The sequence below is a fragment of the Sphingobacterium griseoflavum genome, from assembly GCF_014653155.1.
GTDB classification, from domain to species: Bacteria; Bacteroidota; Bacteroidia; order Sphingobacteriales; family Sphingobacteriaceae; genus Sphingobacterium; species Sphingobacterium griseoflavum.
This window is the reverse complement of sequence record NZ_BNAF01000001.1, coordinates 354,751-381,353: the sequence shown is the minus strand read 5'-3', so window position 1 is coordinate 381,353 and position 26,603 is coordinate 354,751. Positions and strand designations below refer to the sequence as shown.

Below are 26,603 nucleotides of genomic sequence, written 5' to 3'. Positions count from 1 at the left end.
ACATTACTTATTAAAGGATCGTCATTTTGTATTGCACATAGCTGCTCATCATTAGCGAGAGCTTACGTCCGTTCGGTATCCTTACCCGCTCCTGTAAAATACGCTGTGCAGAGGCGGCTTTAATTTTTCTAAATAGCGATCGGTAATATCTGTAGGCTAGGTAAACACCAAATTTTGAGGACGACGGCAATTTTTTTATGCCAATCAGCGCCTCTCGAAACTCCGCTTCAATATCCTGCTCTATAGCTGTTTTCGCCGCATTGTCAAAGCATTCCATATCGACATTCGGGAAATATGTCCGTCCCAGGGCGCAATAGTCTTCGCGCATATCGCGGAGAAAGTTGAGCTTTTGGAAAGCCGAGCCTAATTTCATCGCATAGGGTTTTAGTTCATGGTATCGCTGTGCATCCCCATCCACAAAAACATGCAGACACATCAACCCCACCACTTCGGCAGAGCCCAAGATATATTGCTTGTAGCGTACATCGTTGTAATCAATCTTATGCAGATCCATCTCCATACTCTCCAAAAAGCGGTCCACTAGATAGCGCTGCAGCCCATAGCGGTGGTATGTATCTTGAAACGATTGCAGAATAGGATTGACCGAGATCCTGTTTTCCAGCGCATAGTTGGTTTCATCCTTCAATCGATCTAGCAGGACGGCCCGGTCGTAGCCATGAAAACTATCCACAATTTCGTCGGCCAAACGCACGAAACCATAGATCGCATAAATAGCCGGTCGAATGGACGCCTCCAATGCCAATATACCGAGCGAGAAGCTTGTACTGTACTTTTTCGTCGTTTCCTTACTGATGTGAAACGCGAGTTCATCAAACAATTTTTTCATAACCAAATTCTTTGTAATTGATAATTTCTTGTGCAACGATTTTCCCCGAAATAATTGCTGGCGGAACGCCCGGCCCGGGTACCGTCAATTGTCCTGTATAGAATAAATTTTTCACCTTTTTGTTCCGTATCGACGGCTTCCAGACCGCGGTCTGTTTCAAGGTATTCGCCAAGCCATAAGCATTGCCTTGGTAGGCGTTGTAATCCTGCATAAAGTCCTGCACGCAGTAGCTACGTTTGTAAATAATATGTTGGGCGAGGCCTTTCCTGCCGGTGTGCTTCTCCAATCGTGTCATCATTTGCTGGAAATAGTGCTCACGGACCGCGTCACCATCTTCCAGGCCCGTTGCAATAGGCATCAACAAAAAAACGTTTTCACAACCTGCGGGGGCCACCTGAGAATCGGTCTTGGAGGGACAGCAAACATAGAACAGAGGTTTCTCTGGCCATTTTTTATGGCTGTAGATATCTGCAACATGTCCTTCTAGTTCGTGCTCGAAAAATAAAGTATGGTGTTTCAATCCATCGATTTGTGTATTGAATCCGAGATAGAATATCAAACACGAGGGCGCAAAAGTCCGTTGCTGCCAATACGTCGGCAGATAATTTTGCAGATCCTTGGGTAACAGACTTTCTACATGCTGATAATCCGCCGAGCCTACGACCTTGTCGCAGTATACCGTTTCGTCATCAAGGACGATGCCCGATGCACGGCCATCCTCCAACAGGATACGACGTACGGGTCGATTGGCGTGGAACCGAACGCCCAGATTTTTAGCGACCTTTACCATGGCCTCCACGACTTGCACAAAGCCGCCTTCCGGGTACCAAGTGCCCAAACCATAGCCTCCATAGTTCATCAAGCTGTACATCGCCGGAATATCCTTGGGCGCAGCACCTAAAAATATAACCGGAAACTCCATCAGTGCAACGAGTCTGGGGTCTTTAAAGTACTGGCGGACATAGCTGCGGAAGTCGGTTAACAGGTTAAGCTTAATAGCGCTTTTTACGATCTTCAGATCGACAAACTCCCACCAGGAATGGCAGGGTTTCGTCACGAAATCTTTCATGCCGACCTCGTACTTGAACCGGGCAGCCTCCATAAAACGGTCAAATTTCTGGCCGGCACCGGGCTCAATCTCTTCAAAAAGCATACGCAGCTCGTCCATTCCGGATGGTACGCAAACGCTGTCTCGCGCAAATACCATTTCAAACTGCGGATTCAACGGTGTCAGCGTATAGTAGTCGTCGACACGAAGATCGAAATCCCGGAAGAAATCGACCATGACATCCGGCATCCAATACCAACTTGGCCCCATATCGAAGCGGAATCCACCCTCCGTGGTAAATTGCCTTGCACGGCCACCAAATTGTGCATTTTTTTCGAACACTTCCACCTCGAAGCCCGCTGCTGCAAGGTAGCAGGCTGCCGATAAGCCCGAAAATCCTGAACCAATGATGGCCACCTTATTTTTCATGTATCAATTGTTAGGTGTTAAATAGTTATCTGCAACCAGATCCAACAAATTGGCTGGGGCGTGGTTGGCGTAATAAATAGGTTTATGGAAGTTATCAAGCTTGGTCATAAGCCGAATAAGTTCCAATTTTTCCGTATCGCGAAGATCGCCACCTATAAGTTGGGTGGCTTGCCGTATTTTCGGCATCTGTGCTGCTAATGCGTGGATCCCCGCATCGGTGATTTCAATAATCTTGCTACGTTTGTCCCGCTGCGAGTCACGTTGTTTTACCCAACCCTGGTTCAACAGTCTACGGATAATCTGCATGCCGACAGGTTTTTCCTGGATGTTAGACTTGATGAGTTCCATTTTCCCCATTGGACCAAATGACTGCAAATTGATCAAGTAGATAAACTCCTCCTGCGTAGCAAACGAAGAACCTTGCATGGCAGCCTTCGCATACATCTTGGCATATCTGTTTACATGCACAAACAAGGTACTGATCACACTATCCGCCGATCTCCCTTGCCTTTTGCCTACCCAATCTGTTTCCTCTGCAGCTATAGCGTTCGTCGAAAGGTCTTTCGCTAACCAACGTTTAAACTGCTTGATATCTGCTTGCATGCCATTTGATAACGCCTCTTCTTCAAATGCCGCAAGCAAATCGATAACATCCCTTAATAACCTATATTGCATAAAAATAAGTTTATTAATAAACATTAAAGTCAAAAAATAGTTTACAAATACACCAAAATATATAAAAAAATCCCCGCGCTTCACAGCGCAGGGACCTAAGGGTTACATATATTTGTTAAGTTATGGCATTAATACGGTGTCAATAACGTGAATCACACCATTAGATTGATGTACATTGGCAATGGTGACCAACGCGTCGTTACCTTTGGCGTCGCGCACATAAAGCTTATCGCCTTTTGTCCACAGGGTAAGCTTTTCTCCCTGAACCGAGGTCAACATCGCTTTGCCACCGCCTTTTTTAGTTAATTTCCACAAATCTTCCGCGCTATGGTTTCCAGCAACGACATGGTAGGTCAAGATACCGGTAAGCATCGCCTTGTTTTCGGGCTTCACCAAATTATCTACCGTTCCAGCGGGCAACTTATCGAAAGCCGCATTTGTCGGCGCAAAAACTGTAAATGGCCCCTTGCCAGAAAGTGTTTCCACCAAGCCTGCTGCTTTCACCGCAGCGACCAATGTGGTGTGGTCTTTCGAATTCACGGCATTTTCAACAATGTTTTTAGAAGGGTACATGGGTGCACCACCGACAACCACTGTCTTTTCCTGTGCGTGTACAGCTCCCGGTTGATAAGCTAGCGCCAAGGCTAATAGCGCGGACGCCCAAATTGATGTCTTTTTCATGTTGTTGATTTTTATTGTTGTTTGTTTAAAAATTATTATTGCTTTTGTATCCACTTACGATGATTTGATGCGCTTGGATTTTATTTTTTAAATATTAATTGTTTCTGATCCGGTTCAAAATCCAAACTCACCGAATTCATGCAATAGCGCTTACCGGTAACGGGGCCGTCATCGAAAACATGCCCCAAGTGCGAATCGCAACGGCCGCAACGCACTTCGATCCGGTGCATGTTGTGGCTGTAGTCATCTTTGTAAATCACGGAATGGTCGCGTAGAGGCTCGTAAAAAGATGGCCATCCGCAAGTAGATGCAAATTTTGCGGTCGAACGAAAGAGTTCATTCCCGCAGACCGCACAGTAGTAAGTCCCTACACCATCAAAATCCGTATACGCTCCGGTAAAGGCTTGCTCGGTAGCGCCCTCGCGAGCAACTAGATAGAGTGCTTCCGGTAAAATTTTCTTCCACTCGCTGTTGCTCACGTGGATCTCGTTGGTATCCGTCCTACTGTAATAGGGGTTAGGTACCTGCGCAACCTGCGCAGCGGAATCTATAGAAACTGCTATCCCTAAAAGGATGCCAAGCCATGCAAGGCTGTAACGATTCATCAACGTTTTCATGTGATCTTTTTTTGAGATGTACGATGAAAGAAAAGCTATGGATTGAAAAAAAATAAAAACATACTTTGTCAACTTTTATAACGTTTAATCGTTATATTTGGCATAAACACATAATTGATTGAGTCCAATACACTACCTTTCCGAAGACGATCTGATATCTTTGCTGAAGAAAAGAGATCAGCGTGCTTTTAATTACCTCTATGATAATTACTCGGGAGCATTGTATGGCGTAGTCATTCGCATTGTGCTACACAAAAACTATGCGGAGGAAGTCATACAAGATATCTTTGTAAAAATTTGGAATCATGTGGAACTTTTCAATCAGGAAAAAGGTCGCCTTTATACGTGGATGATCAATATTGCCCGAAACACGTCCATCGATTACATCAAATCTAGACGTGTTCAGAACGAACAAAAAAACCAATCGCTTCCAGATGTCGTACATAGTTCTGAGACGCATCGATATGCGGATATGAATCAAATGGAAAGTGTAGATTTTATTGGAATGAGTGACGTGCTAGGTAAATTGAAGCCCGATTTGCGGCGTCTTATACAGATGGCGTATTACGAAGGGTACACACAACAGGAGATCTCGGATAATTTAGAGATTCCGTTGGGGACGGTTAAAACGAGGATTAGAGCTGCATTGTTGCAGCTTCGTGGAATATTAAACGAACAGTAGCCGTGGATATCAAGGAATACATATCATCAGGGATTATTGAGGCCTATGTTCTTGGTCTTGCTACCGAAGAGGAAGTGAGCATCTTGGACTGCGTGCGCCAAAAGCATCCTGAAGTGCAACAGGCGATCCTGGATGCACAGCTGTTGTTAGAAGATTTTGCGGCAGAGCAGGCGGTTAGTCCAGCACCAGAGCTCAAAGATCAAATTTGGGCCAAATTGGCGGATAGCTCCCAGCAAATAAATCCTGCGGCGGATGAACCTGTGACGCATACCGATGATGTTACAAGGGGCTCGCAACCGGATAAGGTGGAGCCTGAAACCAGCGAAAAGGTATTAAAGCTGCCTGGTCAGCGGGATAACAATGTATTGGCCATTGCGGCCACTGTTTTGTTGGCGCTAAGCTTAGGCGGCAATGTTTTATTGTATCAAGAGCGACAAGAGAGCGAAGCGATGTTGGCTAACAGTCTAGCAGAACGCGATTCTGCGGAAACGTTGCTAAGCGCTGCAAATAGCCGTTGGGAGCTGTTGCAGCGACCCAGCATAAAAACCGTATCGCTGGCGGGGGTAGAGAAATTCCCGGATCTGAAAGCGGTCGTGTTTTGGGATACCAAAAATGCCAACGTGTACCTAACAGCCGACAAATTGCCCGCGGCCCCGACAGGTAAGCAATATCAACTTTGGGCGATTGTGGATGGGCAGCCTGTAGATGCCGGTGTACTGCCGTTAGCATCTGCAGACAATTTGTTTAAAATGAACAACATTCCCCAAGCGCAGGCTTTTGCTATTACGCTGGAGGATGAGGGCGGTAAGCCAACACCTACATTGAGCGACCTCTATGTCATCGGCAACATTTAAGATTTAAGATAAGCTAGATAAAAAAAAGCCTTTCCGAAATTAGTAGGAAAGGCTTTTTTATGAGCTGTCTGCCCCATTGCCCTGCTTAAAAAAAAAAGGCCTGCTCCCGAAGGAACAGGCCTAATTACATCAACCTCCACTTATCCATCAAATCTTACTTTATGAAAAGACCGGCGATATTCAGTACAGCTGTAGCAGCCAACGGTTCATCGAAAGACTGCGTCGCGGCAGCTGTTGAAATTTTTCCGCTCACGCCATTCAATGTCGTGATATCTACACCCGCCTGTACTTTTTCATCTTCTCCAGCATATATTGGATCTACTGCGGCTCCGATGCCAGAATCGTTAGCCCCGGTGATCCATGGTTTCATGTTTGCTGCTGCTCCACCGCGTGCTCGACGCATCTGGCGGATATGGGAAGCATGCCGTGCTTCTACCGAATGGATTTGCAAGGCGGCAGTCAAGACCACCTGGTTGCCTTTTAAAATACCAGCTTGCCCTTTGTAAGCGCGTACGCCTGTATCTTCGAAAGCTTGCGCCAAGGCCAAAAATGTATCGTAGTTGGAGAAAACATTAGCGAACGCACCACCAGCTGTAAAATCGAAAGTAGGTTTATCCACGGCATTTGATCCGAGTACTTGCTTCAGGAAAGCAACGTGCGCAACCTCATGGTCGCGGATCGTAGCGATGGCGCCTGCCGGTGCACCTGTCGGTACGAGCCCAGATGTAGACGCACCGATGGTATAATACTCTGCCTCTAGGTATTCCAAGGTCAAGGCATAGTTCAAAACGCCGTTCACATCGGTTGGAGTTTGTCCATACGCCCGTTTGAAAAGGTCGCTCAAGACAAAAGGCATAGCGGCCAAAGAAACTTTCTTGCCAAAAGACATCATATTACGAATGGCGTCGCGGCGGGGGCTAACACGCTCGTTGAACTCTGGATCCACTTGCGTGATTGAATCGAATATATTGAATAAATTCATGATCTTTTAAATTTGAAATAAATTAATAGGTTGGTAAATCGCGAACGTCCACTTTTGATTTGATGAATGGAGCCGCTGCCTGCAACACCATGGTTGGACTTTTGGACACATCGAGCCCGTTGCTATCAACAACCTCGCTGTTTGCAAAAGAACCGTTGCTAATTAAATCACGTACCAGCGCCGCATGACGAGCTTCCACGGAAACAATTTTTCCAGCCAAGCCTAGGTAAGCTTCATTCTTGATCAACCAGCCAGCGCCGTTGTAGGCCGAAACGCCAAGATCTTCGAACGTTTTTGCGGTAGCGAGCACACTATCTCTGCTGGAAAAATTAACAGCAGAAAAATTGAACTCCAAGTTTGTGATGGCGTTGGTGCCTAAAGCCGCTTTAAAAAACTCACGGTGGGCAATTTCATGATCGCGAATATCGGTGAACAATGTTCTTTCCCAATCACTGATGCCTGAGTAAGGTTTGTTTGCCAATTCGATGTAGAAGGCTGCTTCAAGTTGTTCCAACGCGTAGGCGTAGTTTAAGATCGCAATATCCCCACTCCCAAAATATAATCCATCTCCCCCTTGATCGGGACCATTGTCATCATCTTTACTACAACCAACCATGCCCAAAAAGGCAACACCGGCAGCACCTGCGCCTGCAAGCTTCAAAAAATTCCTTCGTTGAAGTTGCTTGCTCGACAATTGCTGTTCTGCAGCAGTCAAGCTTTCTTTAGTAGAGGTCGTTTCTTTCATAACCTTTTTTATTTGTTTTGTTTATAATTATTCTTTATCCCTACTTACGACGAGATTGGATAGTTGGATTGAATAAAAGTCATTTTTTTTTAAATGACTCAGAAAAAACACATAAAACAATGATTATTAGCTATTTAAAAATTTATTTTTTTGTGATAAATAAGCGAGGTGACACTTTTTGCAGGAATTTACAATCCTATCACTTTTTTTGATATCAAGGCCCAATCAAGAGTAGGGCTTGGGAATTGACGACCGTAAGCACTTCTATCGTTAGACCGCAAACAGAAGCTCCCTGCACAATCATCCGTCATCGGAATGCCATAAGAGATCGAACAAACGCAACAATATTGCAAAATGGAACTGATGCTATTATTTTTGTGTTGCACCAACAAAAAGAAAAGTATGAAAAAAGACAAGGCATGGGATGCCATCATCATAGGCGGTAGTTATGCCGGGCTATCGGCGGCGATGTCTTTAGGTCGTTCCTTGAGACGCACCCTTATCATCGATGACGAGCAACCCTGCAACCGGCAGACCCCGCATTCGCATAATTTTCTGACGCAAGATGGACGGACACCAAAAGAAATAGCAACGCTCGCCCAGTCGCAGGTGATGTCCTACCCCGATGTTTCGCGGCTTCAAGGAAGCGTGGTGCGCGCTAAAAAATATACTGAAGGTTTTTCGGTAGAAACAGCTGACGGCCAGATTTTCGAAACAAAAAAGTTGATCCTCGCTGGAGGTATCCAAGACTTACTACCTAGTATTCCCGGCCTGGCAGCATGCTGGGGCATCACGGCAATTCATTGCCCTTATTGCCATGGTTATGAATTCCGTACAAAGGAAACCGCCATTCTAGCGGATGGAGATCGGGCGTTTCACCTGGCGGGCATGGTGCGCAATTTAACAGCTAACCTCACCCTGATCACTTCTCCAAAACATTTTAACGAGGTGCAGCTTGCCCAACTGAAGCGGAACCAGATCAGCATCTTGGATGTGGACATAACAGCGATACAGCACGATGCAGGAAAAATGAGCAGCTTGGAGTTGTCTAATGGGGATATACAGGCTGTGGATGCACTGTATGTGGCCGCCCCTTTCGTGCAACGAGACGATATTTACCAGCAACTGGGCTGTGCCTTAACGGAAAATGGCTACATCAAAGTCGATGGCTTCCAAAAGACTAGTACGGATGGTGTGTACGCCTGCGGCGATAACTCCTCGATGATGCGATCCGTTGCCACGGCCGTATACACCGGTAACCTAACAGGCGCCATGGTCAATCGAGAGCTTGTTGAGGAAGAATTCAACAGGGAGGTGATCTAGCGATGTGTGCTTTAAAAAATAGGCTGGGCACAACGCGCAAAAAACCGTAATTTTATACCTATGGGAATATTAAATCAACAATTTGACACGGTGCACGACACCGCTCCATTTTCGCAGATAAAAACCGAAGACTACCTTCCGGCCTTTGCGGAAGCTATAACCAAAGCAAAAGCTGAAATTCAAGACATCGTGGATCAGCCGGCGCAGCCTAACTTTGCCAACTGTGTGGAAGCATTGGCCTATTCGGGCATGGAACTGGACCGTATCTCTTCCATATTCTTCAACCTACATTCGGCCGAGACCAGTGATAAACTAGACAGCATTGCGCAGGAAGTTGCACCCAAACTTTCCGAACTCGCCAATGATATCAACCTCAATCTGGCTCTATTTGAAAGAGTCAAAGCGGTTTATAAAAAGAAAGACAGCTTGAACCTGACCCCCGAACAGCAGACCCTGTTGGACAAAACGTACAAAGGGTTCGTTCGAAACGGTGCGCTGTTACAGGCGGATAAAAAGGAGAGACTTCGCGCAATAGATGCTGAGCTAGCGGTATTGAAACTGAAATTTGGCGAAAATGTATTGGCCGAAACCAATGCCTACCAACTGCATATCACCGAGGAAAAGGACTTGGCGGGCCTTCCAGAAGGCGTTATAGAGGCCGCCAAAGGACTTGCCGAATCGTTGGAAAAGGAAGGATGGGTATTTACCTTGGATTATCCGAGCTACATACCCTTTGTAACCTACGCCGACAACCGCGAACTCCGCAAAGAGATCAGTTTAGCTGCGGGGCGTAAGGCCTTTCAGGACAATGCACACAACAATAGTGCATATATTTTAAGCATTGTCAAACTGCGCTTCGAGCGGGCCCAACTCCTGGGGTACAACACCCATGCCCATTTCGTATTGGAAGAACGCATGGCGCAAAGCCCAGACAAGGTCAATACGTTTTTGCAAGATCTACTGGCAAAGGCGAAACCTGCCGCAACAAAGGAATTTGAAGAGCTTAGCGCATTTGCCAAAAAAATCGATGGGCTGAAGCAGCTCGAAAAATGGGACGGCGCCTACTACAGCGAAAAATTGAAACAGGAGAAATTCAATTTGGACGACGAACTGCTCAAGCCTTACTTTAAGCTGGAAAAGGTATTGAACGGCGCTTTCACAGTCGCCCACAAACTTTTTGGCCTACACTTCACGGAGGTACAGACGATAGATAAATACCACGAGGAAGTGCAGACCTTCGAAGTGACCGACGAAAAGGGGCAGCTGGTAGCCATATTCTACGCCGACTTCTTCCCGCGCAAGGGAAAACGAAATGGCGCCTGGATGACCTCGTTCAAGCCTCAGTATAAAAAAGACGGCGTCAATGAGCGACCCCATGTATCCATCGTCTGCAACTTCACGAAACCCACAGCGACAAAACCCTCTTTGTTGACCTTTAACGAGGTAACGACCTTATTTCACGAGTTTGGACATGCCCTGCACGGCATGCTCGCCAATACGACCTACCCCAACCTATCGGGCACCTCTGTGTACTGGGATTTTGTTGAGCTACCGAGCCAGATCATGGAAAATTGGTGCTACGAAAAGGACGCCTTGGCCTTATTCGCCCGCCATTACGAAACCAACGAAGCAATTCCGATGCACCTCGTCGAAAAGATCAAGGCTTCGGCTTCCTTTTTAGAAGGAATGGCCACGCTGCGACAGCTCAGTTTCGGATTACTGGATATGGGATGGCATGGCGCCGACCCTACAGCCATTGCAGATGTGAAATCCTTGGAGACCGCTTGCTTTGCGGCGACACAGTTTTATCCAGACGTACAGGAAAATGCCATGAGCCCCTCCTTCTCTCATATTTTCAATGGCGGCTACTCCTCCGGTTATTACAGCTACAAGTGGGCCGAGGTATTGGATGCCGATGCCTTTGCCTATTTTCAGGAAGCAGGCATCTTCGATGCGGAAGTGGCGGCAAGATTTAAAGAACATATCCTATCGCAAGGTGGAAGCGAACACCCCATGGTACTATACAAGCGCTTCCGCGGAAAGGAACCCGAGGTGGACGCTCTATTAAGACGCGCCGGACTTTTAAATTAGATAGAACGGTCGTCCTATGCTGGTACGACACCAAAATTTATAGGCTAGAGCACGTGAAGATTCGCAAAACTTCGCGTGCTTTTCTTTTGAAAAAATCCTGCAAACAGCAAAAATAGCAGGCATGTTTTCTGCCAAACCTCTAGCTGCAGACAGGGGTGGAAGAAACGCACAAAAACATCCCTGTCCTTCGCAGGGTTATTCGCTTGGCTAGCAAGCCTTCAAGATCATGGCCGTGGCCCCTCCTCCGCCATTGCAAATGGAGGCCAAACCATAGGTGCCGCCTTCTTGCCGAAGCACGCTGCTTAGCGTCGTGAGAATGCGTGCGCCCGAGCAGCCCAGTGGATGTCCCAAGGATACCGCTCCGCCATATACATTGACTTGCTCCAAAGGGATAGCTAAAATTTGCGCATTGGCCAATGCCACCACAGAAAAGGCTTCGTTAAACTCAAAGTAATCCATATCCGTGACGGATAAGCCGGCCTTCCGCAGTACTTTTTCCGCGGCGAGGCTAGGCGTCGTGGTAAACCAAGCCGGCTCTTGCTCCGCATCAGCATAGGCCACGATTTCTGCCAGCGGCTTTATCCCTAGGGACAACATTTTCTCTTCGCTCATCAGAACAAGTGCTGCCGCACCATCGCTCAATGTGGACGCGTTCGCCGCCGTTATACTCCCCCCATCTTTGAAAGCCGTGCGCAGATGTGGGATTTTCGCAATATCGACCTGCTTAAATTCTTCATCCTCACTAACGATCTGATCGCCCTTCTTGGTTTTTAGCGTCAACGGAACAACCTCCTGCGCAAACTTGCCCTGCTCCCACGCGTTTCGGCTACGCTCGTAAGACGCCAGGGCATAGGCATCCTGCTCGCTGCGGCCAATCGCGTATTTTTCAGCACATAGCTCTCCGAATACACCCATCGCCTCTTGGTTGTAGGCATCCTGCAAACCGTCGTATTGCAAGCCATCCAGCAGGGATTGGTTTCCATATTTGGCACCCCAACGGCTAAAAAGCGAGTAATAGGGCACGCGGCTCATGCTTTCCATACCACCAGCAACCACCACGTCGGCGTCGCCCAGCAATATGGCTTGCGCAGCCAAAGAAACGGCTTTCATACCGCTGGCGCATACTTTGTTGATTGTCGTTGCCGTCACCCGATCTGGCAAGCCCGCCAACTTAGCCACCTGCCGCGCAGGTGCCTGCCCCAGGCCTGCCTGCAACACGCAGCCCATCAACAACTCGTCAACTTCCGCCGGATCTATTCCCGACGCTTCCAATGCAGACATCACTGCGCGTCGACCGAGCTCCACGGCCGATAGTGTGGATAAGCTGCCACCAAAGCTTCCAATAGCTGTGCGCTTTGCCGCAACAATAAATACCTTTCTTGTACTCATAATCGATTTTTTAGCATGGCAATCCTCCGAAATAATGCCAGCAGGTCTGCCCTGCACTTAGCGTCAACATCTGTGACAACGACCATTGTGCTGCCTGTTCTTCCCGTCAAGCGAAGGATGCCATGAATAAGTTTATGCTTTAAAGATAGGGAATTTCTGCTTAGTTTTTTTGCTTTTGCACTGCGGTGGTATCCGTGTAGACGGACCAATGGTTTCTTCGATTTAACCTTATACAATAATTGCCAACCTCATAAGAGCGAAGCTTCAAGTAGGAGATGAAATTTTTAGGAGGAAAAATTCTTTTGATATTAACAAATTCCCCCGTCTTTTAACTTTTAAAACTTAACTGATTGACCTCCGACTATCGTAATCATGGCAATCTTGTCTTAATAAACATTTTGAGCTGCTTCGTTCCTACCAGTAAAAAATACAGAACTAAATATAGAAGGTTAATTGATACCACCGGCAGTCTTCAACTCATCAACCGACCTTTTAATGGGATTTAAAATTTCATGCAACACTACCCCATGGGCATACCGATCATACAATCGATACAATGAGCTGAGGGCTTCCATTTTCCAAGCATCTTTTTTTACACACAGCTCCTTTGCGTAGTTCTTTAAATTGATAATCGTCAGTTCGGCGTGAACGCTTTCTGTCAACTGCCGCTCAAAATCATCTAAATCGTCTACCGTATTGGGCCAGTCGTCGATAGACTCGAGAAGGCACGAGACATCGTGTTTAATGGAAGCAGGTATTTTATCCGACTCAATAAGGTCTATTAAAAATTGGATGCTGTATTTCATTAGGTTATTATATTACACCTTACCTACAAATGCATGTTTATTTATCTTCCACTTTATACTTATAAAAAATATGTAGCATTTCAACTCAGATAATTCAAAAAATCTGATTTATTCACAAATAAATATAGACAATCTCTCCCAAAAACCATCTATTTATTGTACATTAGTGTACATATTTTTCCGTTCAAAGAAAAAAAAAAGGTAACCATTATAAAACTTTAGCGCATATGCAGGCAACATTACTGACAGATGAGCATCAAACATTTCGCGAAACTTTACGGGCGTTTATACGCAAGGAGATAGCCCCTTATGTAGATCAATGGGAAAAGGAAGGGCAGATTGACCGTTCCATCTGGAAAAAGATGGGCGAAATGGGTTTTATGGGCCTCAACTACCCCGAAGCATATGGAGGACTGGATCTGGATTTTTACTACAGCATGATTTTTTGCGAGGAGCTCTCCTATTGTTATTCGGGCGGATTTACCATTTCGGCACTGGTGATACAGTATATGTCGGCGCCATATCTCCTAAAGTATGGCTCTTCTGCACTGAAGGAGCGCTACTTGCCGAGCATTATTGCCGGCGATCTGGTCAGCGCCGTGGCCATCACCGAACCGGGTGCCGGATCGGACGTTAAGAACATCAAAACGACCGCCGTTCGTCTCGGCGACTATTACTATGTCAACGGATCAAAAACCTTTATCACCAATGGCTATTATGGCGACTTTTTCATCACTGCCGTAAAGACCGATCCTTCCAAAGGAAGCAAAGGCATCAGCCTGCTACTGATCGACCGGGACGCCGTGGGCGTGCAGGCCAACAAACTATCAAAACTGGGCTGGCATGCGTCAGATACGGCCGAACTAAGTTTCGATGAGGTAGAAGTTCCGGTGGCCAACCTGCTTGGCGAGGAGGGCGCAGGGTTTCAATACTTGATGGATGGCTTGCAGCTGGAGCGGCTTACCGCGGCCATCCATAGTTTGGCGACCGCCGAATCGGCATTGCGCTACACACTGGATTATATGGAAAACCGCGAAACCTTCGGTAAAAAACTACAGGAATTCCAAGCGTTGCGGCACCGGATTGCAACCATGTCGGCAGAAATAGAAACAACGAAAGCATTTGTTTACCATTGCTGCGATCTGCAACAGTGGGGGCGTTATGCGGTGAAGGAATGCTCTATCGCCAAATTGCAAGCGAGTGAATTGGCAGTAGGCGTCGTCAATCGCTGTCTGCAACTTTTTGGAGGCTATGGCTTTACCGAAGACTATAAGATTGCCCGCCTCTATCGTGATGTACGCGTAGGAACGCTTATCGCGGGAACCTCAGAAATTATGCTGGAGATCATCGCAAAAATGGTGATCGATGGGGTCGATTACGATAGAGCGAAAGAAAGGTAAACCGGTGTCGCCATTAATGGCTGGCACGAAAGACAAGAAAAGCATGAGCAAAAAACCCACAGGAAGCTTTGCATACATAAGCGTGGAACAACACGAGGATGGCATCATCTATATTGGTCCAAAGTTAGCATCGCTATCGCACGGTGCGCAGTATTTTGAGCGCCTCGACGAATTTTTGGAGCAAGCCGCGCTGCAGCTTGACAAAACGGAAGTGAAAGGATTGATCTACCGCAGTCCGATTGTTGCAGAAGACTTCGATCCGGAGTATTTTCTGCAGGCATCGCATGGGCCGGCGAGCATGGCCGATCGAATGCAGGTATTAAGCACGAAATTCTTGCATCTAAGAGCTAAACACAAACCAATCGTCTCTATTCTTGAGGCCGTATCGACGGATCTCCGTTTGGCTTCACTGCTATGGTCCGACCACCGCATCGGCACGGCAAACGTAAAAATCGGTTTCCCCACATCTTCGTCGGGATTGTTCCCTGGTTTTGGTGCCACCTCGCTCCTGCTTCAATTGATGGATCCAGCAAAGGCCATTCCTTTCCTTTACCACGGTACGATCCTTTCGGCTGCGGAAGCGCAGGAATGGGAACTGATCCACCAACAGGCAGCAGACGTTGAGCAAGCGCTCGACATGGCCAAGCGCTGGATACGTAAAACAGATAGAGCGGACAGACAACACAGAGACCAAGAACAGCAGCGTCTGGCGGTCGATGCTGTGCTCTCCTCCCTGCGAGGGAAAAGCAACGGTCTAGTTCCTGCTGACAACCTTTTTTTCGAGCTCGTAGCAACGCATCGGCAAGACGCCTTGGAAGAAAACCTGCGCCAGGAAAACAACGCATGGGCCTCCCTATGGGATGCACCGCAAACGTTAAACATGCTGCGCACGCTCTACTGTAACGTTAACCATGCACGTCGTTCAGCAGCGGAAAAAGTTGCCTCACCCACAAGCAAGCTGGGGATACTGGGTGCCGGCATCATGGGATCAGGAATTGCGTATGAAGCGGCCCGCGCCGGTATCGATGTGGTCTTAAAAGATGTAGACGAAGCAGCAGCGGAGCGCGGAAAGTCCTATGCCAAAAAGCTGACCGATAGGTTGGTCGACCAAGGCAAAATAAACGAAAAGCATCAAACAAATTTACTTAGCCGTATCTATCCAACTGCTGATGTCCAACATTTTGCAGAGGCAGATATGATTATCGAAGCGGTTTTTGAAGATGTAAAATTAAAAGCTGCCGTCACGAAAGAGAGCCTACCTTTCCTTAAACATGGCGGCATCTTCGCCAGCAATACCACCGCACTTCCTATCCATACACTGGCATCCGTTAGCCCAAACCCCGACCGCTTCGTCGGCATGCATTTTTTCTCTCCGGTAGATCGGATGCCACTTGTCGAAATTATACGGGCTGATGTGACCGCCAGCGCTACCGTGGATAAGGCAATGAAATTGGCGCACCAGCTCGGGAAAGTTCCTATTGTCGTGTCCGACGGACCGGCATTTTTCACATCCCGTATTTTCTTCAATTACCTTTTAGAAGCCGTTACCATGCTTTTGGAAGGGATTCCTGCTCCATTGATCGAACAGGAAGCGCAAAAAGCGGGCTTCGCCATTGGTCCATTGGCCGTGCTAGATGAGATTTCCTTAAAACTGATGTTGCAGGTATATGACAGCTTGCCACAGCTACATTCCGGACAAGAACGCTGCTACCGGTACCTGCAATCGCTTGTCGTAGATGGGCGAAATGGACGTAAGACAGGTGCAGGCTTTTACAATTATGACGAAACAACGGGAAAGAGAGCTATATGGAACGACCCTAGCATCGCCCAAAAAGCAGTCTATGACCAAAGCGGAACTATCCAAAAAAGATTGCTCCACGTGATGGCGTTAGACAGCTTCCGCTGTTTGGAAGAAGGCATTTTGATGGACGTTACCGATGCCGACATCGGCTCTGTGCTTGGCATAGGCTTCCCGCGGCACACAGGTGGTGTATTCAGCTACATCGACGGGGTGGGCATACGAACTTTTGTTAACGATTGCCGTGCATTCGCTTTGTATGGTGATGAATGGCATATACCAGAAAGGCTTAGGCAATTGGCGGAATCAGACTTCCGCTTTTATGATGGGCTGGAGTCCAATTGGAAAGGACAACGGTAAGTCTGGAACCAGGGGCAGGACATAAAATCGGCGCGGGTGATCTATTCGTCCCGCGCCGTACAAAACTACTTCTTCAGCAATTTCTTCCTGACTAATGAACCATCATATCCACGAGGGTATGCACATCTAGCGCAATAAAGGTATCATAGTCCAACGTAGTCTGCAGCAAGGCCTGCTGTTGTTTTTCAGCAAACACGCGCTTCAGATTTCGTTTATATTTCTCAATCAACTTGGGAATGCCCTCTTCCCGACGACGGGGATGTCCGATGGGATATTCCACCAACACCTCAGGCAAAACCGTGCCGTCATTCAGGACGATGGTCAATGCATTGGCAATGGCTCTTTTCTCGGGATCGTGATAGTCCTCGGTAAAATTTGTATCCTCGAGGCAGCTCATCTTGGCGCGTAGCACATCGATCTGCGGATGATTGGCCACCGCATCTTCGTAATCCTCGGCCGTCAATCGTCCAAACAAGAGCGGCACAGCAACCATGTACTGCAGGCAGTGGTCACGATCTGCCGGATTGTGCAATGGCCCTTTCTTATCAATAATGCGAATGGCAGCTTCGTGCGTACGAATTTGGATCTGCGCGATATCGTCAGCCGTTTTCCCCAACTCTTTCAACATGCCATGCAGCTGCATAGCAGCCTCTACGGCTGTCTGTGCATGAAATTCTGCCGGAAAAGAGATCTTAAACAAGACATTCTCCATCACATAGCTACCGTAATTGCGCTGGAACTGGAACGCCTTACCCTGGAACGACACCGCATAAAATCCCCAAACTGGGGCTGTGAGCACGGATGGATACCCCATTTCGCCCGTCTTGGCGATAAGTGCCAGCTTAACAGCCCGCGAAGTAGCATCCCCCGCCGCCCACGATTTGCGGCTGCCTGTATTTGGCGCATGCCGATAGGTGCGCAGCGCCTGCCCATCGACAAACGCCAAGGACACCGCATTGACGAGCTCGTCATAGCTTAAACCTAGCATCTTGCCAACCACCGCCGTCGACGCCACCTTCACCAGTAGCACATGGTCTAGCCCTACTTTGTTGAACGAGTTCTCCAAAGCGAGCACCCCCTGAATCTCATGCGCCATGACCATCGCCTCCAGGAGTTCCTTCGCCTTTAATGGCTCCTCTCCATTCGCGATGCGCGTACGACTTAGCCAATCCGCGGTAGCCAATATGCCGCCCAAATTATCCGAGGGGTGCCCCCATTCGGCAGCCAGCCAAGTGTCGTTGAAGTCTAGCCATCGTATCATCGTGCCGATATTGAAGGCTGCTTGTATCGGATCTAACTGGTAGGCGGTGCCGGGCACCTTGGCGCCGTGTGGCACAACCGTTCCCGGCACGACCGGCCCCAGCATCTTGGTACATGCCGGATAGGTTAGTGCCTCAAAGCCGCAGCCCATGGTATCTAGAAAACAATAGAAGGCCGTACGCCAAGCCACTGGACTCTCTACTTTGTAATGGACAACATAGTCGACAATATCTTTTATTACCTGGTCAACTTCAGGTCTTTCATTCGAAATATATGTACTCATACATGCTATGTTAAACAACTCATACGATGATTATCTACGATCCCGCGGGTGCTATCGTTCGGCAATAGGTTTAAAATCCCGGTTATCCGGCCCTGTGTAGTTGGCGCTTGGGCGAATGATCTTACCGTCCTGCCGCTGCTCAAACACATGCGCAGACCAACCGGTGATGCGCGAAATAACAAATAGCGGCGTGAACATCTCTGTTGGAATACCCATGATGTGGTAAGCCACGGCCGAGTACCAATCCAAATTAGGAAACATCCGTTTTTCGTCCCACATCACCTGTTCGAGTCGTTCGGCGATACGGTAGAGCGTCATATCTCCCGCTTCTTCACTCAGTTCCTTGGCTATGCGCTTGATGACTTCATTTCTCGGATCCGCAATGGTGTAAACCGGATGTCCAAAACCAATGATCACTTCTTTGTTGGCCAATCGCTTGCGGATATCAGCCTCGGCCTCGTCGGCATCCGCATAGCGACTCTGGATCTCAAAAGCCACCTCATTGGCGCCCCCATGTTTCGGGCCACGTAACGCTCCAATGGCTCCGGCGATGCAAGAATAGATATCAGACCCCGTACCGGCAATAACGCGCGCAGTGAACGTTGAAGCATTAAACTCGTGCTCGGCATACAGGTTCAGCGACACCTGCATGGCCCGCACCCATGAGGCAGAAGGTGCATGGCCATGCAGCAGATGTAGAAAATGTCCTCCCACGGTATCGTCAGTTGTTTCGACAGCAATTTCACGGCCGTTCTGACTGAAGTGATGCCAATATAAAAGTGCCGACGCCATGGAAGCCATCAGACGACTTGCTATGTCTCGGGCAGCCGCCAAGGGCTGGCTTTCTCTTTCAGGCTGTAAGCTACCAAAGAAAGACACATACGTTCGCAGCACATCCATGGGGTGCGCTGTCGTGGGCAGCTGTTTTAAGACACGCTGTATCGCAATAGGGAGGCCCCGTTGACTAGCCATTTGAGACTGGAATGTATGCAGCTGTGGCTCTGTCGGCAAACCGCCATATATTAACAAGTATGCTACTTCTTCGAAAGACGCTTTCCACGCCAGATCCAAAATATCATAACCACGGTAGTGCAGGTCATTTCCACTTTTCCCGACCGTACTTAAGGCCGTGTTGCCAGCCACCACACCCGATAAGGCAACGCTTTTCTTGGGCTTAAAACCTGTTTCATTTGCTTTTTCCATCTTGATCGGTATTAAACAATTGATCTAATTTGTTTTCGTATGCATAGTAGTTTATGCTCTTGTATAGCTCCTCACGTGTTTGCATGGCATGGATTTCCGCAGCTTGGGTTCCATCACGCCGAATACTGTTATATACATTTTCTGCGGCCTTGTTTGCCGCGCGGAATGCAGACAGTGGATACAGAACCATGTCCACAGCAGCAGTAGCCAACTGCGCTACCGTGAACAGGGGCGTTTGCCCAAACTCGGTGATATTCGCCAGTATGGGCAAACCTGTCGCTGCACGAAAGCGCCTGTATTCCTCTAGCGTGTGTACCGCTTCGGCAAATATAAAATCCGCACCTGCCGCCTTGTAGGCGACGGCACGCTCCAACGCCTTCTCCAAGCCCTCGCTAGCCAAAGCATCCGTCCGTGCTCCAATGAGAAAGTTCTCATCCGTCCTGGCGTCTACTGCAGCCTTTACCCGGTCGCACATTTCCGCTGCAGACACCAATTCCTTCCCCGGTCGGTGTCCGCAACGTTTGGCGCCCACCTGATCCTCAATATGCACCGCTGCAACACCCACCTTGAGGAGTGCCCGTATCGTGCGTTCGATATTAAATGCAGAAGGCCCAAAGCCCGTATCGATATCGACCAGCAAGGGCAGCGAACAGGCATTGGTGATTCGTTCTGCATCAATAAGTACATCTTGCAGACTGGTAATCCCTAAATCAGGTATACCAAGCGAACCTGCCGCCACGCCACCGCCCGACAAATAAATTGCTTTAAACCCAGCTTGCTCGGCCAACAAAGCATGGTTGGCATGAATTGCACCAACGATTTGTAAGGGTTTTTCATTTTGCATGGCCTCCCTAAACCGAAGACCCGGAGAATATATCATATAATTGGGTATTGCTATAAAACAATCGCCAGCGGAAGCTACCCGCAGCATCTGGTCAACATCAAGGGTGCTGTCTGCCTTATCTACGCTACACAGCAACCGTTCCCCTTAAATGTACGAAAAATATTTTAATACAGAATCTCGACGCGTGGACGGAAAAGTACCCGTTGACGATAAGTCCATAGATAGAAATAAAAGAAGCGTGAACAGGAATGCTGCGAAGGAAACGAGGCAGTAAAAACAAACAGCGACATACGCCGTTATTCTTCAGGATAGCAGACACACGATATGCAACAACTACTTTTTTTACTTGCGGGCATGATATGCCTCAGCGCATGCCATATGAAAACACGAAAAGAGCCAACTGACGGCAGGGCAAAAATACACGACGAATCGATCAAACCGGATGATTCTTTGAATTCCAGCGCACACCAATCCTTGGAAACGGTTGCTGCCATACAGGATGCATACACGCAAACGATGAGCCGACTGGAAAAGGGCGCCATGGACAGTACATTTTTCGACTACGATTGCCATGGTGAACGAAATGGTCGCGTGATCTATTTCACCGAGAAAGGCAGTTTAGTGCTTATCAAACACTACTATGGTGAATACAGTCACCACGAAGTGCACGAAACGTTCTTTGTGCGCGATGGAAAGCCGTTCTTTCAATTTCGGCGAGCAACTTCTTGGTCTTTCGAGCATGGGGCTGCTGAAGGGGCGACAAAAGACCAAGTCATTGAACAAAGGATATACCTCAGAAACGAACAACCTTTCCGTTGTCTGCAGAAAAACTACGTGATGCGCAGCAAAGCAAATGATAATCCGATACCGGATCAATTGCCCAACAAGGATGTAGACTGTACGTCGGCAGCTTCGACACTGACATCCTTTGCGCTATTGGCCAAATATGAGCAACAGCCAACAACGGGCTGTCTAGCGGAAAAATAGCAAAAAAAAAGATAACCTTTACTATGCTCGGCAGCATAGCAAAGGTTATCGGATACGGGTGCGCACGGCATGCAACACGATATTACTAGCTTGTTGACTTTTACTACGTGGCACTAAATTGTTTCTGTACCTCGTCCCAATTCACCACCGACCAAAAGCCAGCGACATAGTCTGGACGTTTATTTTGGTATTTTAAGTAGTAGGCATGCTCCCACACATCGAGCCCCAACAACGGTTTTCCCTGAAGCGCCACACCCTTCATCAGCGGGTTATCCTGATTAGGCGTCCCGCCAACTTTAAGTTTACCGGCATCGACAACCAACCAAGCCCAGCCCGAACCAAATTGTTGGGTAGCGGCTTTGGTAAATTCCTCCTTAAATTTATCGAAACTTCCGAAAGCCTTGTCGATTGCCGAGGCCAACTTTCCTGTAGGTTTATTATCCGCCTTAGGCGCGCGCAAGGTTTTCCAGAAATAAGCATGGTTGTAGGCTCCACCCGCGTTGTTGCGTAATTTCGCACTATATTTATCGATCTCCTTAAAAATAGTTGCCGCATCGGCAGCCTGTACATTTTCTGCAGCAATGGCTTCATTCGCATTCTTCACGTAGGCGCCGTAATGCCGCTCATAGTGGATTTGCATGGTTTGCGCATCAATCGCAGGTTCCAACGCATTGAATCCATACGCTAAAGGCTCTTGTGCAAACTGGAAGGCAAGCACCGACGTGTTTCCCAAAAATGAACCTGCCTGGCCAACCTTCGCCACAGCTAGCCCGGCGGCTAGCCCCAGGCTATTTTTAATAAATGTTCTTCTATTCTTCATATCTATATGTAATCCTGCATTTTTTTATTGATCGTGCGCACGGTAGCTGCTGCTGCACGGCTGAGCCAATATCCTCATCCAAAGATACTGCTGGCTTTTCAAGCAAACCAAAACGGGCAGCATCCATTCTCGCCGTATTTGCTGAGCTAAAATAACCATAAATTAGGAAAGCTACACTCGCGAATACAAATTCCTTAAAGGAAGGCCAGCAGACCAAGCTTTCACGCCGAGGAAGCCTTCATCCCATTGCATTGGCCACACGGATGTAGGCTCGCTAACTATTTAAAAAGCAAAAAAAGAAACGGTGAACAAAATTGCTGTTCACCGTTATCCTACTAAATTTAATTAACTATTTCAAGTTATCTCGATAAACCTTCACTTTCTTCACTTCGGTCTGTATATCCTTACGTGAAGCATCATAGCTTAAAACCTTTTCGTAGTCTACCACCGCTTTGCCATACGCATCCGCAGCTTTCGCTTTATCGTAATTCGCAGCGCCGTTAGTTCCTGTCAGAATGCCTAAATCGCGATATGCTACAGCTCTATTTTGGTAAAGTTTTGCATCGTTTGCATTGATGGCGATTGCTTTACTGTAATCTTCAATGGCTGTTTTCAACAGTTGCTCTTTTGCGGCATTGGTTAATTTGCTGCTATTTGCAACAGCCAAATTGTTACTTGCTTTCCCTTTATAGTAGTAAGCAGACGTATGCTTGGCATCCAACGCTATCACCTTTTTAAAGGTCTCAATGGCCTTGGTATAATCACCGTTGTGAAATTGTGAATATCCGAGCAGATATTGTACATCCGGGTCATTGGCTTCCGAAGGAAGTGCCTTTTGCAGATGGCCGGCAGCTGCTTTAAAATCGCCATCGAGCAATGCCTTCTGCCCTAAACGAACATTCGGATTGCTATGCTGCGATTGATCTTGTGCCTGCACACCCAATGTACCGAGCGCTATTGCTGCGGCAGCCAAGCCCAATCTTACCGTCTTCCACTGCTTATTCAAAAATCTACGTTTCATATTCTCTATTTTATGGATTCTATTATTTTTTTCCTATTTTACATCAATACAGTTGACATAAATCTCTGTTAAATAGTTTAAGCACACAATGCGAAATTATTAACATTTCCACATTTTTGCATGGAGACTTCGTTTCCAATTACATAGCTGGATCGATTTAACATGACATTCTCTTTCTTAACATAAATAGTACCAAATTTTAAAGTTGGCATCGCTCTTGCATTTATAGGGGAAATAAATTATTCGAATAGAAACTATCTAAAAATCTGACATAATGTCGGATGAACACATATATATATGAACAAAAACGACACATTTGACCTCAATCAGGTACTTTCTGTCATCAATGAAGACACCGAGTTTTTTCCCCTGATGAGTTCACAGGACGAAGAGGAAATGAGCAAAGCGGACATACCTGACATCTTGCCCATTCTTCCTTTGCGCAATACGGTACTTTTCCCAGGTGTTGTTATTCCGATTACAGTTGGCCGTGACAAATCCATAAAGCTTGTCAAAGAAGCATATAAGAGCGATCGCACCATCGGTGTGCTCTCACAGAAGGACATGAACATCGAAGAGCCTACGGTGGATCAACTGCATAAAATAGGTACGGTAGCTAGTATCATTAAAATTTTGCAGATGCCGGATGGCAACACGACGGTTATCATACAAGGAAAACAACGTTTTCGAATCACGGAACTGGTAAGCGCTGAGCCTTACCTGAAAGCCCGCGTGGAACGGGTGCCTGAGGAAAAACCGAAAGTGGCCAATAGGGAGTTTAAGGCATTGATATCTTCCATCAAGGAATTGGCTTTACAGATTATCCAGCTTTCGCCCAACTTGCCGAGCGAGGCTGGCCTTGCGATCAAAAACATTGAAAGTCCAACCTTTTTGGTGAACTTCATATCTTCCAACATGTCGCTCGAGACCGAGCAAAAGCAAAGTTTGTTGGAAACAAAGGATTTTGTCAAGCGGGCCAAGACATTGTTGGAACATTTGACTACGGAAATACAGCTTTTGGAATTGAAAAACCAAATCCAAAACAAGGTACGTATAGACTTGGACAAGCAGCAACGGGACTATTTTCTTAACCAGCAGCTGAAGACGATCCAAGAGGAGTTGGGTGGAAATACGCCCGATTTGGAAATGCAGGAACTTGAAAAGCGTGCCCGCGCAAAAAAATGGCCTGCAGAAGTACATAAACACTTTAGCAAGGAACTGGAAAAGCTTGGCCGCATAAACCCTGCGGCGGCAGACTATTCGGTGCAGATCAATTACCTCGAGTTACTGTTGGATTTACCATGGGGTGATTATACCAAGGATAATTTCGATCTCAACCGCGCCGTGAAAGTCTTGGACAAAGATCATTATGGTCTAGAGAAAGTTAAACGCCGTATTATCGAGTACCTGGCGGTGCTGAAATTAAAAAACAACATGAAGGCCCCTATCTTGTGTTTGGTGGGGCCGCCGGGTGTAGGGAAAACATCGCTGGGCAAATCGGTAGCCAAGGCGCTAGGACGGAAGTATACGCGTATGGCGCTTGGAGGTGTGCGCGACGAAGCCGAAATTCGTGGACATCGCAAAACGTATATCGGCGCGATGCCCGGACGGATTATACAATCCTTAAAGAAAGCAGGTGCTTCCAACCCGGTATTTGTGCTCGATGAGATCGACAAGCTTGGATCCGACTTTAAAGGAGATCCTTCTTCGGCACTGCTGGAGGTGTTGGACCCAGAGCAGAACACCAACTTTTACGACCATTACGTAGAAATGGAATACGACCTTTCCAAAGTGATGTTTATTGCTACGGCCAACTCCCTGAATGGTATACAGCCTGCCCTGCTCGACCGGATGGAGATTATTGAAGTGAACGGCTACACGATCGAAGAAAAAATCGAAATTTCAAAAAAGCACCTGCTTCCTAAGCAATTGGAGGTACACGGATTGACGAAGAAAGATGCCAATCTGAACAACAAAGTCATAGAGAAGATCATCGATGAATATACGCGCGAGTCGGGCGTGCGCGGGTTAGAAAAGAAGATTGGATCGATCGTTCGCGGCATAGCCACCCGTATCGTGATGGAGAAAGAGCACAGTCCGAAGATCGATGCACCGATGGTAGAAGAGATTTTGGGCGCCCCTATTTTCGACAAAGACTTGTACGAAGATAATGAGGTAGCTGGCGTCGTGACAGGACTTGCCTGGACTTCTGTAGGTGGCGATATCCTGTTTATAGAGTCAAGCCTTAGCCCAGGAAAGGGGAAACTTAGTTTGACCGGAAATCTAGGTGATGTGATGAAAGAATCGGCCGCCATCGCCATGGCTTATTTGCGTTCGCACGCCGAAGATTTTGACATCGACTACAAAGTGTTCGATCAATGGGATGTCAATGTGCACGTGCCGGCAGGAGCTACACCAAAAGACGGACCTTCTGCGGGGATCACGATGCTGACAGCGCTTACCTCGCTGTTTACACAACGTAAGGTAAAGGAGAAGTTGGCCATGACTGGTGAAATTACCTTACGTGGACGCGTGCTTCCAGTCGGCGGAATCAAAGAAAAAATATTGGCTGCCAAACGCGCTAACATCAAAGAAATCATCCTCTGCAAAGCCAACGAGAAAGATATTCTGGAGATCAAAGAAGACTATATCAAGGATTTAAATTTCCACTACGTGACGAGAATGTCTGAAGTGATCGAATTAGCTTTAATGGAACAAAAGGTCAAAAATGCGAAAGAACTTACCCTAAAATTGACGTAGCATATTCGTCTGATTGCGTATACCATCCTGCAAACAGGGTGGTATACTTTTTTTTGCAAAATTATCCCTCCCCTTATACATTTTAGACGAAATGACTTACCTTTGTGCCCCATAATGTAAGGGCATGCTCCCCTTTTCTGTAGAATAAACGATAATGATTGATCATTTGATTAAAAGAAGCATCTCATCGCCTGTACTCATTTATACGCTTCGTTGCCTGCTGGGATTTACAATCGGATACCTACTTTACACCAAGTTTGTGCACTTCGAACTTTTTTGGTCACTTCTCTCCATCATATTGGTGATATCTCCCGAGGAAAACGACTCAAAAAGGCTATCCATCGAGCGATTTAAATCAAATTTTGTTGGCTCCTTTGTGGCATTGTTTTGCATCCTTATTAACGGCAATTCATTGTATATGATCGTTATTGGTATGCTGGCAACAATTCTTGTTTGCCGTTTCTTCCACATCATGAACATGGCGAGGGTTGCCGTTGTCGCCCTGTTGATCATTATGGTACAGCCCCATCAGGAAGAACTTTCTTACACGCCGATACTGCGGTTTGCCTCCGTCGGTATTGGTTGTCTTATTGGTCTTTCCATTGTGGTTAGCTCCGCCTATATCTTGCGCAAAATCCGCAAGCAATTGGGTGTCTTTATAGAGCAATAAGTGCACACGGAGGTTGGCAAAAAATAAA

At 47.2% G+C, this 26,603-nt stretch carries 23 protein-coding genes; 9 read left to right on the top strand and 14 right to left on the bottom strand.

Annotated elements, in window-relative coordinates; translation table 11 throughout:
- Positions 1 to 10: 10 nt before the first annotated feature.
- From IE165_RS01590 to msrB, 5 genes are all read right to left on the bottom strand, one after another.
- On the bottom strand, positions 11 to 847 hold the full coding sequence (locus IE165_RS01590) for a phytoene/squalene synthase family protein (RefSeq protein WP_189624840.1): 837 nt from the start codon (positions 845 to 847) through the stop codon (positions 11 to 13).
- On the bottom strand, positions 831 to 2,324 hold the full coding sequence (crtID, locus tag IE165_RS01585; RefSeq protein ID WP_189624839.1) for a bifunctional phytoene desaturase/3,4-desaturase: 1,494 nt from the start codon (positions 2,322 to 2,324) through the stop codon (positions 831 to 833). Before crtID ends, IE165_RS01590 begins: the two co-directional genes overlap by 17 nt.
- Before the next feature lie 3 nt (positions 2,325 to 2,327).
- Positions 2,328 to 2,999 carry a MarR family winged helix-turn-helix transcriptional regulator gene (locus tag IE165_RS01580; RefSeq protein ID WP_189624838.1) on the bottom strand — a complete coding sequence of 224 codons (672 nt, stop codon included), beginning with the start codon at positions 2,997 to 2,999 and terminating at the stop codon, positions 2,328 to 2,330.
- A gap of 120 nt (positions 3,000 to 3,119) precedes the next feature.
- Complete coding sequence (locus tag IE165_RS01575; RefSeq protein ID WP_189624837.1) at positions 3,120 to 3,680, bottom strand: fasciclin domain-containing protein; 561 nt, start codon at positions 3,678 to 3,680, stop codon at positions 3,120 to 3,122.
- Between the two features lie 80 nt (positions 3,681 to 3,760).
- Positions 3,761 to 4,297 carry a peptide-methionine (R)-S-oxide reductase MsrB gene (msrB, locus tag IE165_RS01570; protein ID WP_189624836.1) on the bottom strand — a complete coding sequence of 179 codons (537 nt, stop codon included), beginning with the start codon at positions 4,295 to 4,297 and terminating at the stop codon, positions 3,761 to 3,763.
- Positions 4,298 to 4,415: 118 nt separating this feature from the next.
- On the opposite strand from msrB, the gene IE165_RS01565 reads away from it, so the two are divergent.
- Both IE165_RS01565 and IE165_RS01560 read left to right on the top strand, forming a co-directional pair.
- Positions 4,416 to 4,979 carry an RNA polymerase sigma factor gene (locus IE165_RS01565; RefSeq protein WP_229826265.1) on the top strand — a complete coding sequence of 188 codons (564 nt, stop codon included), beginning with the start codon at positions 4,416 to 4,418 and terminating at the stop codon, positions 4,977 to 4,979.
- 2 nt (positions 4,980 to 4,981) lie between these two features.
- Positions 4,982 to 5,833 carry an anti-sigma factor gene (locus IE165_RS01560; RefSeq protein WP_189624835.1) on the top strand — a complete coding sequence of 284 codons (852 nt, stop codon included), beginning with the start codon at positions 4,982 to 4,984 and terminating at the stop codon, positions 5,831 to 5,833.
- Between the two features lie 154 nt (positions 5,834 to 5,987).
- Here the strand turns inward: IE165_RS01560 and IE165_RS01555 are convergent, their stop codons facing one another.
- Positions 5,988 to 6,815 (bottom strand): ferritin-like domain-containing protein, encoded by an 828-nt coding sequence (locus IE165_RS01555; RefSeq protein ID WP_189624834.1) that lies wholly within the window; start codon positions 6,813 to 6,815, stop codon positions 5,988 to 5,990.
- 22 nt (positions 6,816 to 6,837) lie between these two features.
- Positions 6,838 to 7,560 carry a ferritin-like domain-containing protein gene (locus IE165_RS01550; RefSeq protein WP_189624833.1) on the bottom strand — a complete coding sequence of 241 codons (723 nt, stop codon included), beginning with the start codon at positions 7,558 to 7,560 and terminating at the stop codon, positions 6,838 to 6,840.
- Between the two features lie 402 nt (positions 7,561 to 7,962).
- On the opposite strand from IE165_RS01550, the gene IE165_RS01545 reads away from it, so the two are divergent.
- Together IE165_RS01545 and IE165_RS01540 are read left to right on the top strand one after the other, a co-directional pair.
- Positions 7,963 to 8,883 (top strand): NAD(P)/FAD-dependent oxidoreductase, encoded by a 921-nt coding sequence (locus IE165_RS01545; RefSeq protein WP_189624832.1) that lies wholly within the window; start codon positions 7,963 to 7,965, stop codon positions 8,881 to 8,883.
- A gap of 60 nt (positions 8,884 to 8,943) precedes the next feature.
- The gene (locus IE165_RS01540) at positions 8,944 to 10,974 is read left to right on the top strand and encodes a M3 family metallopeptidase (RefSeq protein ID WP_189624831.1); all 2,031 of its coding nucleotides are present in this window, start codon (positions 8,944 to 8,946) and stop codon (positions 10,972 to 10,974) included.
- Between the two features lie 207 nt (positions 10,975 to 11,181).
- On the opposite strand, the gene IE165_RS01535 is transcribed toward IE165_RS01540, so the two are convergent.
- Positions 11,182 to 12,363 carry a thiolase family protein gene (locus IE165_RS01535; protein WP_189624830.1) on the bottom strand — a complete coding sequence of 394 codons (1,182 nt, stop codon included), beginning with the start codon at positions 12,361 to 12,363 and terminating at the stop codon, positions 11,182 to 11,184.
- A 449-nt stretch (positions 12,364 to 12,812) separates the two neighbouring features.
- Entirely contained in the window at positions 12,813 to 13,169 is a 357-nt protein-coding gene (locus IE165_RS01530; protein ID WP_189624829.1) for a hypothetical protein, read from the bottom strand.
- 227 nt (positions 13,170 to 13,396) lie between these two features.
- On the opposite strand from IE165_RS01530, the gene IE165_RS01525 reads away from it, so the two are divergent.
- Together IE165_RS01525 and IE165_RS01520 are read left to right on the top strand one after the other, a co-directional pair.
- Positions 13,397 to 14,569 (top strand): acyl-CoA dehydrogenase family protein, encoded by a 1,173-nt coding sequence (locus tag IE165_RS01525; RefSeq protein ID WP_189624828.1) that lies wholly within the window; start codon positions 13,397 to 13,399, stop codon positions 14,567 to 14,569.
- Positions 14,535 to 16,727, top strand: coding sequence for a 3-hydroxyacyl-CoA dehydrogenase NAD-binding domain-containing protein (locus IE165_RS01520; protein ID WP_229826264.1), 2,193 nt, complete (start codon positions 14,535 to 14,537; stop codon positions 16,725 to 16,727). The genes IE165_RS01525 and IE165_RS01520 overlap by 35 nt, the downstream gene beginning before the upstream one ends.
- A gap of 91 nt (positions 16,728 to 16,818) precedes the next feature.
- On the opposite strand, the gene IE165_RS01515 is transcribed toward IE165_RS01520, so the two are convergent.
- Genes IE165_RS01515 through prpB form a run of 3 tightly spaced genes read right to left on the bottom strand, consistent with a single transcriptional unit; the run spans position 16,819 to position 20,353 of the window.
- Entirely contained in the window at positions 16,819 to 18,270 is a 1,452-nt protein-coding gene (locus IE165_RS01515; protein ID WP_189624827.1) for a bifunctional 2-methylcitrate dehydratase/aconitate hydratase, read from the bottom strand.
- A 51-nt stretch (positions 18,271 to 18,321) separates the two neighbouring features.
- Positions 18,322 to 19,473 carry a bifunctional 2-methylcitrate synthase/citrate synthase gene (gene prpC / locus IE165_RS01510; protein ID WP_189624826.1) on the bottom strand — a complete coding sequence of 384 codons (1,152 nt, stop codon included), beginning with the start codon at positions 19,471 to 19,473 and terminating at the stop codon, positions 18,322 to 18,324.
- Entirely contained in the window at positions 19,457 to 20,353 is an 897-nt protein-coding gene (gene prpB / locus IE165_RS01505) for a methylisocitrate lyase (protein ID WP_189624825.1), read from the bottom strand. The genes prpC and prpB overlap by 17 nt, the downstream gene beginning before the upstream one ends.
- A gap of 342 nt (positions 20,354 to 20,695) precedes the next feature.
- On the opposite strand from prpB, the gene IE165_RS01500 reads away from it, so the two are divergent.
- The gene (locus IE165_RS01500; protein ID WP_189624824.1) at positions 20,696 to 21,304 is read left to right on the top strand and encodes a hypothetical protein; all 609 of its coding nucleotides are present in this window, start codon (positions 20,696 to 20,698) and stop codon (positions 21,302 to 21,304) included.
- Between the two features lie 103 nt (positions 21,305 to 21,407).
- On the opposite strand, the gene IE165_RS01495 is transcribed toward IE165_RS01500, so the two are convergent.
- Positions 21,408 to 22,124 (bottom strand): superoxide dismutase, encoded by a 717-nt coding sequence (locus tag IE165_RS01495; protein ID WP_189624823.1) that lies wholly within the window; start codon positions 22,122 to 22,124, stop codon positions 21,408 to 21,410.
- Positions 22,125 to 22,473: 349 nt separating this feature from the next.
- Entirely contained in the window at positions 22,474 to 23,145 is a 672-nt protein-coding gene (locus IE165_RS01490; RefSeq protein WP_189624822.1) for a tetratricopeptide repeat protein, read from the bottom strand.
- A gap of 297 nt (positions 23,146 to 23,442) precedes the next feature.
- Between IE165_RS01490 and lon the strand changes: the two genes are divergently transcribed.
- A complete protein-coding gene (gene lon, locus IE165_RS01485; protein WP_189624821.1) occupies positions 23,443 to 25,905 on the top strand; it encodes an endopeptidase La in 2,463 nt (820 codons plus the stop codon).
- Between the two features lie 154 nt (positions 25,906 to 26,059).
- Complete coding sequence (locus IE165_RS01480) at positions 26,060 to 26,575, top strand: FUSC family protein (RefSeq protein ID WP_189624820.1); 516 nt, start codon at positions 26,060 to 26,062, stop codon at positions 26,573 to 26,575.
- Positions 26,576 to 26,603 lie beyond the last annotated feature (28 nt).

Excerpts from the sequence above, each read along its gene's own strand:
- IE165_RS01590 (WP_189624840.1), bottom strand. The coding sequence starts at position 847 with ATGAAAAAATTGTTTGATGAACTCGCGTTTCACATCAGTAAGGAAACG.
- crtID (WP_189624839.1), bottom strand. The coding sequence starts at position 2,324 with ATGAAAAATAAGGTGGCCATCATTGGTTCAGGATTTTCGGGCTTATCG.
- IE165_RS01580 (WP_189624838.1), bottom strand. The coding sequence starts at position 2,999 with ATGCAATATAGGTTATTAAGGGATGTTATCGATTTGCTTGCGGCATTT.
- IE165_RS01575 (WP_189624837.1), bottom strand. The coding sequence starts at position 3,680 with ATGAAAAAGACATCAATTTGGGCGTCCGCGCTATTAGCCTTGGCGCTA.
- msrB (WP_189624836.1), bottom strand. The coding sequence starts at position 4,297 with ATGAAAACGTTGATGAATCGTTACAGCCTTGCATGGCTTGGCATCCTT.
- IE165_RS01555 (WP_189624834.1), bottom strand. The coding sequence starts at position 6,815 with ATGAATTTATTCAATATATTCGATTCAATCACGCAAGTGGATCCAGAG.
- IE165_RS01550 (WP_189624833.1), bottom strand. The coding sequence starts at position 7,560 with ATGAAAGAAACGACCTCTACTAAAGAAAGCTTGACTGCTGCAGAACAG.
- IE165_RS01545 (WP_189624832.1), top strand. The coding sequence starts at position 7,963 with ATGAAAAAAGACAAGGCATGGGATGCCATCATCATAGGCGGTAGTTAT.
- IE165_RS01540 (WP_189624831.1), top strand. The coding sequence starts at position 8,944 with ATGGGAATATTAAATCAACAATTTGACACGGTGCACGACACCGCTCCA.
- IE165_RS01535 (WP_189624830.1), bottom strand. The coding sequence starts at position 12,363 with ATGAGTACAAGAAAGGTATTTATTGTTGCGGCAAAGCGCACAGCTATT.
- IE165_RS01530 (WP_189624829.1), bottom strand. The coding sequence starts at position 13,169 with ATGAAATACAGCATCCAATTTTTAATAGACCTTATTGAGTCGGATAAA.
- IE165_RS01525 (WP_189624828.1), top strand. The coding sequence starts at position 13,397 with ATGCAGGCAACATTACTGACAGATGAGCATCAAACATTTCGCGAAACT.
- IE165_RS01520 (WP_229826264.1), top strand. The coding sequence starts at position 14,535 with ATGGGGTCGATTACGATAGAGCGAAAGAAAGGTAAACCGGTGTCGCCA.
- IE165_RS01515 (WP_189624827.1), bottom strand. The coding sequence starts at position 18,270 with ATGAGTACATATATTTCGAATGAAAGACCTGAAGTTGACCAGGTAATA.
- prpC (WP_189624826.1), bottom strand. The coding sequence starts at position 19,473 with ATGGAAAAAGCAAATGAAACAGGTTTTAAGCCCAAGAAAAGCGTTGCC.
- prpB (WP_189624825.1), bottom strand. The coding sequence starts at position 20,353 with ATGATATATTCTCCGGGTCTTCGGTTTAGGGAGGCCATGCAAAATGAA.
- IE165_RS01500 (WP_189624824.1), top strand. The coding sequence starts at position 20,696 with ATGAAAACACGAAAAGAGCCAACTGACGGCAGGGCAAAAATACACGAC.
- IE165_RS01495 (WP_189624823.1), bottom strand. The coding sequence starts at position 22,124 with ATGAAGAATAGAAGAACATTTATTAAAAATAGCCTGGGGCTAGCCGCC.
- IE165_RS01490 (WP_189624822.1), bottom strand. The coding sequence starts at position 23,145 with ATGAAACGTAGATTTTTGAATAAGCAGTGGAAGACGGTAAGATTGGGC.
- lon (WP_189624821.1), top strand. The coding sequence starts at position 23,443 with ATGAACAAAAACGACACATTTGACCTCAATCAGGTACTTTCTGTCATC.
- IE165_RS01480 (WP_189624820.1), top strand. The coding sequence starts at position 26,060 with ATGATTGATCATTTGATTAAAAGAAGCATCTCATCGCCTGTACTCATT.